Below are 12,512 nucleotides of genomic sequence, written 5' to 3' on the forward strand. Positions count from 1 at the left end.
GCCGGTGTGCCGCGCACCGGCTGCGACGGCACGGGCATCACCGTCGTCTCGCCACCGCCCCGCGTGCCGCCCCGGGTGTCCTGTTCCCGGTCGCCCCGCTTGCGCCGGGCCGACGCCTTCGCCGGGTCGGGGGAGCCGACCGGCACCTCCAGGACGTAGGCGCTGCCGCCCCCCGCCCCGGGCACCTGGTGGGTCTGGAGCACACCGCCGTGCCGCCGCACGATCCCGCGCACCAGCGGCTCGTGCACCGGGCTGCCGCCGCCGTACGGGCCGCGCACCTCGATGCGCACCACGTCCCCGCGCTGCGCCGCCGCGACCACGATCGTCGAGTCGCCGGAGGCGGGGCCCTGCGCGTTGCCGGTCGCGTCCACGCCGGCCACGTCCGCGACCAGATGGGCCAGCGCCTGCGCCAGCCGCGCCGGATCCACCTCCACCTCGACGGGCGGGGCGTGCACCGCGAACTGCGCGCGTCCGGGGCCGATCAGCTCGATGGCGCCCTCGACACCGGCCGAGACCACCTCGTCCAGCGACACCGTCTCGCGCGCGAGGCGCTCGGCGCCCGTGTCCAGCCGCTGGTAGCCCAGCACGTTGTCCACGAGCGTGGTCATGCGCGCGTAGCCGGCGGCCAGATAGTGCAGCGTCTGGTTCGCCTCCGGCCACAGCTGCCCGGCCGGATCGGCCGCCAGCCCGCCCAGTTCGCCGCGGAGCTGCTCCAGCGGCCCGCGCAGTCCGCTCTCCAGTACGGCCAGCAGCTGCTCGTGGCGTGCGACGAGGGCGTCGTAGGAGGTGCGGTCGGTGAAGGCGAGCACCGCGCCGACGAGCTGGTCGCCGTCGCGCACCGGCGCGGTCGTCATGTCGACCGGCACCGCGCGGCCGTCCTTGGTCCACAGCGCCTGACCGCGTACCCGGTGCTTGCGTCCGGAGCGCAGGCTGTCGGCGAGCGGCGTCTCCTCCCACGGCAGCCGGCTGCCGTCGGGGCGCGAGTGGTGGACGAGCGGGTGGAGCCTCTGCCCGCCCAGCTCGCCGGCCCGGTAACCGAGGATCTGCGCTGCGGCCGGGTTGACCAGGACGACCCTGCCCTCGGTGTCCACGCCCACCACGCCCTCGGCGGCGGCGCGCAGGATCATCTCGGTCTGGCGCTGCTGCCGGGCCAGCTCGGCCTCGGTGTCGACGGTGCCGGTGAGGTCGCGGACGACGAGCATGAGCAGCTCGTCCCCGGTGTAGCTGTTGCCGTGGTCGGCGAAGGCCGCCTCGAAGGACGACTCGTAGGGGGTGCGCCCGTCCTCCAGGTTGGCGCTGGTCACCTCGACCATGAACTGCGCGCCGTCGGTGCGCCGGGCCACCATCCGCGTCGGTTTGGTGCGGGGCTGGGGGGCGTCGTCGGGGCGGCGCATCGAGCCGGGGATGAGCTTGGAGTCGAACTCCGGGAGCAGGTCGAGCAGTCCGCGCCCGACCAGGGCGGTGCCCGGCGACTCGAAGACCTCCAGGGCGATGCTGTTGGCGTTGACGACCGTGCCGTTGCAGTTCACCAGGAGCAACGCGTCCGGCAGTGCGTCGAGTATGGCTGCGAGGCGAGCAGCGCCTCGGGACGGCCTGCTGCTCACGACGACGCATCCTCCCTGCTGACCAGCTGGTGCACCGCGGCAGCGCCGGGACCGGGGCCGGGACCGAATCCGGACCGGTGCGCCGTGTCTCCCGCGCGTGCCACTTGGGGGGAAGTCTACGGCCAGCGGTGGCGGAAGCGACGGCGGATGCGTGGGGAGGGTGGGGAGAACGCGGGCCCGGGGCCGGGCCGGCCTGTGACGCCCGTCACTCCCCCGCTTCCTCCGCGAGCTCCTCCGGGCCGGGGAGAGCGGGCACGAGGGCGTCCCAGCGGGCGATCTCGCAGCCGTCCGTACGCCGGAACGAGGCGTCCACCCGCTGCCCGCGCCAGATCCCGGTGATGCGGGCGGTGGCCGGACCGCCGTGGATCTGGGCGCACATCGCGTCCGCGGGGACGGGCCGCCAGGGGTCGCGCGGCCCCCGGGCGGCCCGGTCGACGGCCTCGCAGGCTGCGAGGGCGTCGGGGTGGCTGCCGCCGGCGGGGTGGCAGTCGAGGGTGTGCGCCCGCCGGGCCGGGGCCCCGCCCCCGCGTACTCCGCGCGGCGCGGTGTGCGGTGCCGCGACGCCGTCCGGGGAGATGGAGACGGTGATGGTGAGCCGGTCCTCCCGGGCGGCCGGCACGACGGGCCCGGGCGCGGGCACCGGCGTGGGCCCGGGTTCGGGGACGGGCCAGGGCCGGGCGGAGGCCGGTACGGCGAAGGAGGCGGCGGAGACGGGGGCGAGTGCGGCGGCGAGCACGGCGGCCCCGGTGAGGACCGCGGCGGTACGGCGGTGCGGCATGGCGGCTCCTGCGGAGGTGTGGTGCGGGCGGACCCGCGCGACTGGGGTTCTTCCCTCCCCCGTTCAACGCGCTACCGCGCACGCCGTTGCGCACCTCCACCCACCCGCCGCACCATCGGTGCCGCCACCAGGGGCAGAGCCCTTTGCCGGGGAACCCGCCAGCCGGGTAACGTAGGGTCCGATTGGAGACAGCCCCCGGGCTGTGCCATCATCAGCACACACGTCGTGGTGACGCGGCGCGTGGGGAGGCTTCGCCTAGTCTGGTCTATGGCGCCGCACTGCTAATGCGGTTTGGGCCTTAAAGCCCATCGAGGGTTCAAATCCCTCAGCCTCCGCTCTGGTCGTCATGATCACCGAAGCCCCGGCCCGTACGGCCGGGGCTTCTTCCGTTCCGGGGGTCCGCCAGGGGCCGGCGGCGGAGACCGTGAGCGTCTTCCACGGGCATCATCGCAGGTCGGGCCAGGTGGACTGAATGGATTTCGCCTCTGGGCGGAGGTCATGTAATGTTGTTCCCGCAACGCCGACCGGCAAGAAAACAGCCGGGAAGTCAAGCGCTCGTAGCTTAACGGATAGAGCATCTGACTACGGATCAGAAGGTTGCAGGTTCGAATCCTGCCGAGCGCGCAGCACGCGAGAGGCCCCGCCGGGTACGGCGGGGCCTCTCGCGTGTGCCGGGGGTGCGGGGGCCGTGTAGCCCACCGGGAGGCAGTCGTTCGCCCGAGGCGGGGATTTGTCGTACCGCGATGTTTCACGGGAAACATCGGGTCCCGTCCGGGTGGCCCCACCGAACAGGGCCGGACCGCGGGTGCGGTTCCGGCCCTGTGGGGTCGCGGGGCGGCAGGGGTCAGACGGACCGGCCGACGGTGGCGGTGGCCCCTTCGGGCTGCCGCTCCTTCTCTCCGGCCTGTTCGGCTTCGACCTTCTCGATTTCGGTCTGCTCGTCGAGCCGGGTGCGCAGTGGCACCTCCTTGACGAACAGGACCAGCAGCAGTGCGATCACCGCCATCGGGGCGGCGTAGAGGTAGATGTCGGCCACGCCGTGGCCGTACGCGCTCTCGACGACCGTGCGGACCGGGCCGGGGAGGGCGTCCAGGTCCGGGATGGCGCTGCCGTCGCCGCCGGTCGCACCCTCGGGCCTGACGCCCAGTTTCGTCATGCCGTCGGTGACGTAGGCGGTGATGCGATGGGCGAGCACCGCACCGAGCACCGAGACACCGACCGCGCCGCCGAGGGAGCGGAAGAAGGCGAGTACGGAGCTGGCCGCGCCCAGCTCGGAGAGGGCGACCTGGTTCTGGGTGGCCAGGACGAGGTTCTGCATCATCATGCCGACGCCGGCGCCCAGCAGCGCCATGGAGACGGCGATCTGCCAGTACGGGGTGTCGTACCGCATCGTGCCCAGCAGGCCGAGTCCGGCCGTCAGCAGGACGCCGCCGGACACCAGCCATATCTTCCAGCGGCCGGTGCGGGTGATGACCAGGCCGGAGAGGGTGGAGAAGACGAACAGTCCGCCGATCATCGGGATCGTCAGCACACCGGACATCGTGGGCGACTCGCCGCGGGCGAGCTGGAAGTACTGGCTCAGGAAGACGGTCGCGCCGAACATCGCGATGCCGACGAAGAGCGAGGCCAGTGCGGTGAGCGTGATCGTGCGGTTACGGAACAGTCCCAGCGGGATGATCGGTTCGGCGGCGCGCGACTCGGTGATGACGAAGGCCAGGGTCAGCAGAAGCGCGGCGCCGACCATCGTGTACGTCTGCCAGGACAGCCAGTCGTAGCTGTTTCCGGCCAGTGTCACCCATATCAGCAGCAGGGAGACGGCGGCGGTGACGAGGGAGGCGCCCAGCCAGTCCACCTTGACGTTCTCCCGCCTCACCACGGGCAGGTGCAGCGTCTTCCGGAGGACGATCAGGGCGAGGACGGCGAAGGGCACGCCGACGTAGAAGCACCAGCGCCAGCCGAGCCAGGGGGTGTCGGTGATCACACCGCCGAGGAGCGGTCCGCCGACAGTGGCGACGGCGAAGGTGGCGCCCAGGTAGCCGCTGTAGCGGCCGCGCTCACGCGGGGGGATCATCGCGGCGATGATGATCTGGGAGAGCGCTGCCAGACCACCCGCCCCCAGGCCCTGCACCGCACGGAAGGCGATCAGGGTGCCGGTGTCCTGTGCCAGGCCGGCTCCGGCGGAGGCCAGTACGAAGAGCACCAGCGCCGACTGCACCAGCAGCTTCTTGCTGCAGAGGTCGGCGAGCTTGCCCCACAGCGGAGTGGAGGCGGTCATGGTCAGCAGCGCCGCCGTGACCACCCAGGTGTACGCGCTCTGGCTGCCGCCCAGGTCCGAGATGATCCGGGGGAGGGCGTTGGAGACGACCGTCGAGGACAGGACGGAGACGAACATGCCGAGCAGCAGCCCGGACAGCGCCTCCATGATCTGGCGGTGCGTCATGGGCACCTGTTCGGTGCCCGGGGCGGTGCGGGCGGTGCCTTCCTTCAGCGCCTCCGAAGGTGTGGACGTTGCCATGCGCTCCTTGCTTTCCGTGTCTCTTCCGGCGGCGGGTGGCGTGCCGCGGCACGCCGTGGGTCTGCGGTTCGGGTGGTCCGGATGGCTGTGCGCCCGGACACGGTGGTGCGGGCCCGGGTGGTAAGTGCGGCACGCGGGGTCGTGCGGGGTGTGCGGTGATCAGCCGTGCGCGACGGCCGCGGGGTGCGGCGGGAGGGGGCGTGCGCTCCGGGAGGCGGTGCGGCAGCCGCAGTCGCAGTCGCCGAAGCTCGCGCGCAGCCTCGCCAGCAGCTCGGTGAGACGGGTCACGTCCTCCTTTGGCCAGTCGCCGAGGAGGTGCGCGAGCGTCTCGCTGGTGCGGTGGTGCATGTCGGCCAGCATCTGCTCGCCGCTCCCGGTCAGCCGCAGCAGCCGGACCCGGCCGTCGAGGGGGTCGGGACGGCGGTCGACCCAGCCGCGCTCGACGGCGTACGTGACGTGGCGGCTGGTGACGGACATGTCGATGCCCAGCAGATCGGCGAGCCGCGTCATCCGCATCTCACCGTGCCGCCCCAGCAACGTCAGCACGACCGCCGGCGCGGGCGGGCAGTCGTGGGGAAGGTTGCGGGCCAGTTCGCGCCGGACGGCGCCGACGGAGCCGAGTTCCCGGGCCAGGTCCTCATAGGGGGCGTGTGCTGTCACCGGGGCCTCCTCACGGCCGCAGAGATCGTTGCCTACTACAAGCATATGTTCGTTGGTTGCGGCAAGCAAACGAATTCGGGCGTGAGGGGGCAAATACTTTCCCAAGAAAAGGTGTGCCCCGTGCCAAGCTCCACGCCGAGCCCCGTACCGGGTCCACGGCACCGTTGTACGGCGGGGTGGGCGTGTGACCGGGGGTGACCGGTGACCGGCTCGTTCGCTAGGGTCCGGAGGTATGGCTCACAACCCTCATGCACCCCAGGGTCCGGCAGGCGGCCAGGACCCGGCCGGCAGCACCCAGATGTTCCGCGCCTTCGTCGACGAGGACGGACCGCGTCCGCCCGCCGCGACCCGGTCCTCCGGCCCCAGGGTCGGTCTGATCGTGGGGATCGCCGCGGTCCTCGTGGTCGTCGCGGCGGTCGTCTGGTTCGCCCTCTCCTGAGGGCTCCCGGGCGGGGCGGCCCCGTCCCGCTCCGCCCGGCCCCGCTCCGTGAGGAGAGGCGGGGGATCACCGGGACGGAGGCGAACGCGGACGGCCGCCGGGACGGTGTCGTACCGTCCGGCGGCCGTCCGCGTCTTCGTGTCGTTCCCCGTACCGCTTCTCCGTGCCGAGCCTCCGCGCCGGTCGCCCCGTGCGGGGGCGGGCCGTCACTCCTCCGAGGTCAGGCCCTCTCTGAGCTGCGCGAGCGTACGGGTCAGCAGCCGCGAGACGTGCATCTGGGAGATGCCGACCCGCTCGCCGATCTGCGACTGCGTCATGTTCCCGAAGAAGCGCAGCATGATGATCTGCCGCTCACGCGGCGGGAGCTTGGCGAGCAGCGGCTTGAGCGACTCGCGGTACTCGACGCCCTCCAGCGCGCTGTCCTCGTACCCCAGCCGGTCGGCGAGGGAGCCTTCGCCGCCCTCCTCCTCCGGGGCGGGGGAGTCCAGGGAACTGGCCGTGTAGGCGTTGCCCACGGCCAGCCCGTCCACCACGTCCTCCTCGGACACTCCGAGGGCGGCGGCCAGTTCGGTCACCGTCGGGGAGCGGTCGAGCTTCTGCGACAGTTCGTCGCCGGTCTTGGTGAGCGCCAGGCGCAGCTCCTGCAGGCGCCGGGGGACGCGCACCGACCAGGAGGTGTCCCGGAAGAAGCGCTTGATCTCGCCGACGACCGTCGGCATCGCGAACGTGGGGAACTCCACGCCCCGTTCGCAGTCGAAGCGGTCGATGGCCTTGATCAGGCCGATGGTGCCGACCTGGACGATGTCCTCCATCGGCTCGTTGCGGCTGCGGAAGCGGGCCGCCGCATACCGCACGAGCGGGAGATTCAGCTCGATGAGGGTGTCTCGGACGTAGACGCGTTCCGGACTGTCGGCGTCGAGCGCGGCGAGCCGCTGGAACAGGGAGCGGGAGAGGGTCCGGGTGTCGATGGCGTCGCAGTCTGAGGGAACGTACGGTGCGTCGTCGGCCTTGGTGTCGGGCTCGGCGAGCACCTTCGAGCTGCCCAGTTCTACGGACATGCCACCCCCTTGAGGTCGCGGACGGATCGCGGCGGCGCCCTCGGGTGTGAGGGAGGCACCTCCCGGTCAATACCGGCGGCGCCGTCGCGGCAAACGCACTTCTCGCAGAATGTCACAAGTCAGCAACACGACGTAGCCCCTTATCGATAAAACTGCACAGCTCGGGATGGGGATACGCCCGGACGAGTGTCCCTCGCCGGAGTTACGCGTCGATGGAGTTTGCGGCCCGGAGCCGGGCGAAGCTCCGCGACAGCAGCCGGGACACGTGCATCTGGGACACGCCCAGCTCCGCGCTGATCTGCGACTGCGTCAGGTTCCGGTAGTACCGCAGCAGCAGGATCCGCTGCTCCCGTTCGGGGAGCTGGACGAGCAGGTGCCGCACCAGGTCGCGGTGTTCCACGCCGTCCAGGGCCGGATCCTCGTAGCCGAGCCGGTCGATCAGCCCGGGCATGCCGTCCTCGCGCTCCTGGGCGGCCTCCAGGGACGTGGCGCGGTAGGCGCGCCCGGCCTCCAGACAGGCCAGGACGTCCTCCTCGGCGATCCGCAGCCGCTCGGCGATCTCGGCGGTGGTCGGCGAGCGGCCGTGCAGCACGGTCAGGTCCTCCGTCGCGCCGCTGACCTGCACCCACATCTCGTGCAGCCGGCGCGGTACGTGCACGGTGCGGACGTTGTCGCGGAAGTAGCGCCGGATCTCGCCGACGATCGTCGGCATCGCGAAGGTGGGGAACTGCACCCCGCGTCCGGGGTCGAAGCGGTCGATGGCGTTGATCAGGCCGATGGTGCCGACCTGGACGACGTCCTCCATCGGCTCGTTGCGGCTGCGGAAGCGGGCGGCGACGTAGCGGACGAGGGGCAGGTTGGCCTCGATGAGGGCCCCGCGCACCCGTTCGTGCTCGGAGGAGCCGGGTTCCAGTCCGGAGAGCCGCTCGAAGAGCACCTGGGTCAGGGCGCGGGTCTCCGCGCTCCGACGGCTGGGGGCTGCCCCCGTCGGGGTCCGGGGAAGGGTCTGCGTGACCGCCACCGTTCGTCCAACCCCTTCACGGTTGTCTCATCCGGCGAAAGCGGTCATAGCATCACAAGGTATATGCGCCGTGGGCAAGCACCGCACGGCTTCGTGTTGGTGCGGTGCGCGCACGGCGGACGGCCGTCCGGGGGTGCCCTCCGGGGCGGCGGGACGGGGTTCGCGGGAGCGGACTCGTACGGGCGGCCCGTTCAGTTCACCAGTTCGGTCATGAAGGTCCCGACACCCTTCGCGGCGCCGGAGATGCCCTCGAAGCCGATGCCGACGAGTTCGGCGGAACGGTCGGGGGAGGTGATGATCGAGTACAGGATGAAGACGAGGAGTGTGTAGAGCACGACCTTCTTCACGTCCACGGCGCTTGCCTCTCCCCCCGACATCCCCGAACACCCCGGGTGCCCCGAACACAGGACCGCCCAGGCGGTTGCGAGAGTCTAACCGGCGCGGACCGGCGCTCCCAGGGGCGGCGCGGGCCGTGCCGTACGCCGGGGGCGGGAACGGGGCGCGGGGGCGGAACACGTCGAAGGGCCCCCTCGGAGAGGGGGCCCTTCGACCACGCGGTAGCGGTGGGATTTGAACCCACGGTGGAGTTGCCCCCACACTCGCTTTCGAGGCGAGCTCCTTCGGCCGCTCGGACACGCTACCGGGAGGAAGCCTAGCCCATGGTCGGGCGTGTGCCGAAATCGGTTCCGGGGGAGGCGTCGCTCCGGCCCTCCAGGGCGCCCTCTGGCGGCCGGGGAGCCGCGCGAGGGGCCGTACGGGAGGGCGCGCGGGAGGGCGCGCGGGAGGGCGCGCGGAAGAAGTCGGTGAGCAGTGCCCCGCACTCCCGCGCCAGCACCCCGGAGACCACCTCGGGCCGGTGGTTGAGCCGGCGGTCGCGCACGGCGTCCCACAGGGAGCCCGCCGCACCCGCCTTCTCGTCCACCGCCCCGTAGACGACCCTCTCCAGCCGGGACAGCACGATCGCGCCCGCGCACATCGTGCACGGCTCCAGCGTCACCACCAGGGTGCAGCCCGACAGCCGCCACTCGCCGACCGCCCGGGCGGCCTCGCGGATCGCCACGACCTCCGCGTGCGCCGTGGGGTCGCCGGTCGCCTCGCGCTCGTTGCGGCCGAGCCCGAGGACCGCGCCGTCCGGACCCAGGACGACCGCGCCGACGGGCACGTCGCCGGTCCCTGGGGCCCGCGCGGCCTCGGCCAGGGCACGGCGCATCGCCGCCCGCCACGGGTCGCGCAGCGGATCGGTCGTCCCGTTCCGGGAGGCCGGGGACTCCGGGGCCTCCAGGGACTCCGGAGGCTCCGGGGCAGGGGCGTGCGGCTCCGGCGGAACGCTCATGCACCCAGTGTCCCCGCCCGCCGCGGCCCCGCGTACGGCGGGTGGGCGGGCGCCGCGTGTGCCGGTTACCGCACGGCCTCCAGCATGTCCGTGCAGCCGAGTGCGTCGGCGATCTCGGTCAGCGCGTCGTCGGAGGTCAGCGAGAGCAGCGCCGTGCCGTCCACGCCGAAGTCGGCCAGCAGTTCGACGTCGCCGACCGGCCCGGCCGGAACGGCGCCGGCGGCCTCTTCGGACGCGTCCCGGTCGTCCTCGTCGTCCTCCGTGCCGCTCGGCGGCTCACCGTCCTCCGTGCCGTCGAGGTCCACGAGGAGGTCCAGGTCGTCCTCCCCGCCCGGCTCGCGGCCGAGGAGCTCGTCGGTGAGCAGGATCTCCCCATAGGAACTGCGCGCGGCCGCGGCCGCGTCCGAGACGAAGATGCGGGGATCCTCCTCGCCCTCCACCCGGACGACGCCGAACCAGACGCCCTCCTGTTCGATGCAGACGAGGACCGGCTCGTCGTCCTCGGCGGCCTCCCGGGCCAGGTCGGCGAGATCGGCCAGGGTCTCGACCTCGTCGAGTTCCGTGTCGCTCGCTTCCCAGCCGTCTTCGGTGCGCGCGAGCAGTGCGGCGAAGTACACCGTGACTCTCCCACTGGTTTCAGGTGCCCGAGTGCTGACGGGACCGCGCCCCGCCCAATCGGAATCGTGGCAGAAACCGGCGCCGAGCGAGAGGTCTTCGACCGTGCGTCGCGTGGGTGTTGCGCCGGACTACCAGCGAAATGTCCTCATCCGCATAGCCTGGCGCATGCGTGCGGCGCGGGCGCGGCGCGGCTGCACCCGTTCGCGCAGGGCCTTGGCCTCGTTCAGTTCGCGCAGGAAGACCGCCCGGCGGCGGCGGCGCTCCGCGTCGTCGTCCGGGGCCGTGGTGCCGCCGGGGGACCGGATGCCCGTGCGGCGTTCCCCGGGCCCCCGGCGGTCCCGCGGCTCCTGTCCCCGCTGGTCCTCGCGTATGAGTGCCCGACGGTCCTCGGGGGTGTCGTCGTGCTGCTGCCTCGGTTCGGTCATACGGCCCACCTCCGGTCGTACCTGTTCACTGTCCCCCGAAAAGGCGGTTGTACGCCAGTGCGATCCGGGAAAGCGGCTCGGCTACTGTCGACGGCATGCGGATTCACGTCGTCCACCACCCGCTGGTGGCGCACAAACTCACCACGCTGCGCGACGAGCGCACCGACTCCCCGACCTTCCGGCGCCTCGCCGACGAGCTGGTGACCCTGCTCGCCTACGAGGCCACCCGGGACGTGCGAACCGAGACGGTCGGCATCAGGACCCCGGTGACGGCCACCACGGGCGTGCGGCTGTCGCACCCGCGCCCCCTGGTGGTGCCGATCCTGCGGGCCGGGCTGGGGATGCTGGACGGGATGGTGCGGCTGCTGCCGACCGCCGAGGTGGGCTTCCTGGGCATGATCCGCGACGAGCGCACCCTCCAGGCGTCCACGTACGCCACCCGGATGCCGGACGACCTCTCCGGGCGCCAGGTGTACGTCCTGGATCCGATGCTGGCCACCGGCGGCACGCTGGTCGCGGCGATCCGGGAGCTGATCCGGCGCGGAGCCGACGACGTCACGGCGCTCTGCCTGCTGGCGGCGCCCGAGGGCGTGGAGCTGATGGAGCGCGAGCTGGCGGGCACGCCGGTGACGGTGGTGACGGCCTCGGTCGACGAGCGGCTCAACGAGGACGGCTACATCGTCCCCGGCCTGGGCGACGCGGGCGACCGCATGTACGGGACGGCCGGCTGACCCGGCCGCCGTACCCGCCGCGTCCGCCCTACCGGCAGCCCGAGGCGGACGGCGAGGGGGAGGGGGAGGGGGAGGCGAGGGCCGCCATGGCCTCGCGCACGTCCTTCTCCCCGGCCAGGGCCTTGAACCCCTTGCCGATCACCAGGTCGATCTCGCTCCTCCCGTCCCCGGGCTTCCCGGACGTCCGGCGCTCGACCGCCCTGACCTCCGCTCCCGGGAGCTGGGCGAGCAGGACGTCGAACGCGCCGTTCCCGTACGCGGCGGGCGGGCCCATCAGCAGCCCGGCCTTCTCCACCTTCTTGTCGAGGGAGGCCGGGGCGTTGGCCACCTCGCCGATGACGAAGCCGCGCTTCTCCAGCGCGTCCGCCGTCTTCCGGGCCAGGCCGCCGCGGGCGGTGGCGTTGTAGACGTTGACGGTGATGGCGGACGGCTTCGGCAGGGCGTCGGGCGAGGCGCCGGGGCTCTCCCCCCCGGCGGAGCGCGCCGCGACGCCGGTACCGCCGTTCTTCGCGGTCCCGCCGCCGGAGCGTTCGCAGCCGGGGTCGTCGCCGGCCGCCCGCACCGTGGTGCCGTCGCCGGTGAAGACGTCGAGGAGCTGCACCGTCCCCCAGGAGAGCACACCGACGGCGGCGGTCGCCGCGACCGAGGCGGCGACGATCCTGCGGCGCCTGCGCGGGCGCCGCATCCGCGGGTAGCTGTCACCCGTGATGCGGTACTTGCCGCCCATGCCGGGGGGAGTGAGCATGCTCATGGGCGCAGCGTAGTGCGGAGACGGCGTAATGCCTACTAGATGATCAATGCGCACACCGCAGTCGGCCCCGAAAGGGGCAACGCGTCCCGCCCGGTGGCGCCGGGGCGCCGGCGGGAGCCCGGGGCGTCAGTCGAGTTCGAGCACCCGGGCGTGCAGCACCTGCCGCTGCTGGAGGGCGGCGCGCACGGCGCGGTGCAGGCCGTCCTCCAGGTAGAGGTCCCCGTTCCACTTCACGACGTGTGCGAACAGGTCGCCGTAGAAGGTGGAGTCCTCGGCGAGGAGGGTCTCCAGGTCGAGCTGCCCCTTGGTGGTGACGAGCTGGTCAAGACGCACCGGGCGTGGGGCGACATCCGCCCACTGGCGGGTGCTCTCCCGGCCGTGGTCGGGGTACGGCCGCCCGTTTCCGATTCGCTTGAAGATCACACGGAAAGCCTACCGGTCCGGCGGCGCGGGGCGCAGCCTTCCGGCGGAGCGTCGGGGCGTGTCCCGGATTCGGGTGGCGGACGGTCGCCGGTCGGCGCGTCGCCGGGCACACGGCGCGGAAAGCGCCGCGGGCGCCGGGGCACACGCCCCGGCGCC

Annotated in this window: 13 protein-coding genes, 3 tRNA genes and 1 pseudogene; 4 read left to right on the top strand and 13 right to left on the bottom strand. The window is 72.7% G+C overall.

The annotated features are described in order from the left end of the window. Both AC2CJA_RS16885 and AC2CJA_RS16890 read right to left on the bottom strand, forming a co-directional pair. Positions 1 to 1,604 (bottom strand): PAS domain-containing protein (locus AC2CJA_RS16885; RefSeq protein WP_484603524.1); only part of this gene is annotated, 1,604 nt, incomplete at its 3' end. A gap of 205 nt (positions 1,605 to 1,809) precedes the next feature. Further along, a complete protein-coding gene (locus AC2CJA_RS16890; RefSeq protein ID WP_484603525.1) occupies positions 1,810 to 2,382 on the bottom strand; it encodes an SSI family serine proteinase inhibitor in 573 nt (190 codons plus the stop codon). 244 nt (positions 2,383 to 2,626) lie between these two features. Between AC2CJA_RS16890 and AC2CJA_RS16895 the strand changes: the two genes are divergently transcribed. Both AC2CJA_RS16895 and AC2CJA_RS16900 read left to right on the top strand, forming a co-directional pair. Next, positions 2,627 to 2,717: transfer RNA gene (locus tag AC2CJA_RS16895), tRNA-Ser, on the top strand. Between the two features lie 216 nt (positions 2,718 to 2,933). Further along, positions 2,934 to 3,006, top strand: a tRNA-Arg gene (locus tag AC2CJA_RS16900). 220 nt (positions 3,007 to 3,226) lie between these two features. Here the strand turns inward: AC2CJA_RS16900 and AC2CJA_RS16905 are convergent. After that, positions 3,227 to 4,822, bottom strand: a complete 1,596-nt coding sequence (locus AC2CJA_RS16905; protein WP_484603532.1) for an MDR family MFS transporter — start codon at positions 4,820 to 4,822, stop codon at positions 3,227 to 3,229. Between the two features lie 234 nt (positions 4,823 to 5,056). After that, positions 5,057 to 5,557 carry a MarR family winged helix-turn-helix transcriptional regulator gene (locus AC2CJA_RS16910; RefSeq protein WP_484603526.1) on the bottom strand — a complete coding sequence of 167 codons (501 nt, stop codon included), beginning with the start codon at positions 5,555 to 5,557 and terminating at the stop codon, positions 5,057 to 5,059. Positions 5,558 to 5,789: 232 nt separating this feature from the next. Here AC2CJA_RS16910 and AC2CJA_RS16915 point away from each other — a divergent pair, with 232 nt between their 5' ends. Beyond that, a complete protein-coding gene (locus tag AC2CJA_RS16915; protein WP_484603527.1) occupies positions 5,790 to 5,996 on the top strand; it encodes a hypothetical protein in 207 nt (68 codons plus the stop codon). 206 nt (positions 5,997 to 6,202) lie between these two features. Here the strand turns inward: AC2CJA_RS16915 and AC2CJA_RS16920 are convergent, their stop codons facing one another. From AC2CJA_RS16920 to AC2CJA_RS16950, 7 genes and pseudogenes are all read right to left on the bottom strand, one after another. Next, positions 6,203 to 7,054 carry an RNA polymerase sigma factor SigF gene (locus AC2CJA_RS16920; RefSeq protein ID WP_241717841.1) on the bottom strand — a complete coding sequence of 284 codons (852 nt, stop codon included), beginning with the start codon at positions 7,052 to 7,054 and terminating at the stop codon, positions 6,203 to 6,205. Between the two features lie 202 nt (positions 7,055 to 7,256). Further along, a complete protein-coding gene (locus tag AC2CJA_RS16925; protein WP_241717840.1) occupies positions 7,257 to 8,075 on the bottom strand; it encodes an RNA polymerase sigma factor SigF in 819 nt (272 codons plus the stop codon). Positions 8,076 to 8,266: 191 nt separating this feature from the next. Next, positions 8,267 to 8,428: a hypothetical protein gene (locus AC2CJA_RS16930; RefSeq protein WP_241717839.1), complete on the bottom strand. Its 162-nt coding sequence runs from the start codon at positions 8,426 to 8,428 to the stop codon at positions 8,267 to 8,269. Between the two features lie 202 nt (positions 8,429 to 8,630). After that, a tRNA-Ser gene (locus AC2CJA_RS16935) sits at positions 8,631 to 8,717 on the bottom strand. A 148-nt stretch (positions 8,718 to 8,865) separates the two neighbouring features. Beyond that, a pseudogene (tadA, locus tag AC2CJA_RS16940) lies at positions 8,866 to 9,408 on the bottom strand (tRNA adenosine(34) deaminase TadA); the annotation flags it as partial. Positions 9,409 to 9,473: 65 nt separating this feature from the next. Further along, a complete protein-coding gene (locus tag AC2CJA_RS16945) occupies positions 9,474 to 10,025 on the bottom strand; it encodes a tRNA adenosine deaminase-associated protein (RefSeq protein ID WP_484603528.1) in 552 nt (183 codons plus the stop codon). Between the two features lie 129 nt (positions 10,026 to 10,154). Continuing rightward, on the bottom strand, positions 10,155 to 10,451 hold the full coding sequence (locus AC2CJA_RS16950) for a hypothetical protein (protein WP_484603529.1): 297 nt from the start codon (positions 10,449 to 10,451) through the stop codon (positions 10,155 to 10,157). A gap of 95 nt (positions 10,452 to 10,546) precedes the next feature. Between AC2CJA_RS16950 and upp the strand changes: the two genes are divergently transcribed. Further along, positions 10,547 to 11,182 (top strand): uracil phosphoribosyltransferase, encoded by a 636-nt coding sequence (gene upp, locus AC2CJA_RS16955; protein WP_484603530.1) that lies wholly within the window; start codon positions 10,547 to 10,549, stop codon positions 11,180 to 11,182. Between the two features lie 28 nt (positions 11,183 to 11,210). On the opposite strand, the gene AC2CJA_RS16960 is transcribed toward upp, so the two are convergent. Next, entirely contained in the window at positions 11,211 to 11,933 is a 723-nt protein-coding gene (locus AC2CJA_RS16960; RefSeq protein ID WP_484603531.1) for a LytR C-terminal domain-containing protein, read from the bottom strand. Between the two features lie 126 nt (positions 11,934 to 12,059). Continuing rightward, positions 12,060 to 12,356 carry a type II toxin-antitoxin system VapB family antitoxin gene (locus tag AC2CJA_RS16965; RefSeq protein ID WP_031508611.1) on the bottom strand — a complete coding sequence of 99 codons (297 nt, stop codon included), beginning with the start codon at positions 12,354 to 12,356 and terminating at the stop codon, positions 12,060 to 12,062. Between the last annotated feature and the right edge of the window lie 156 nt (positions 12,357 to 12,512).

The organism is Streptomyces sp. ATLC9 (assembly GCF_057196705.1).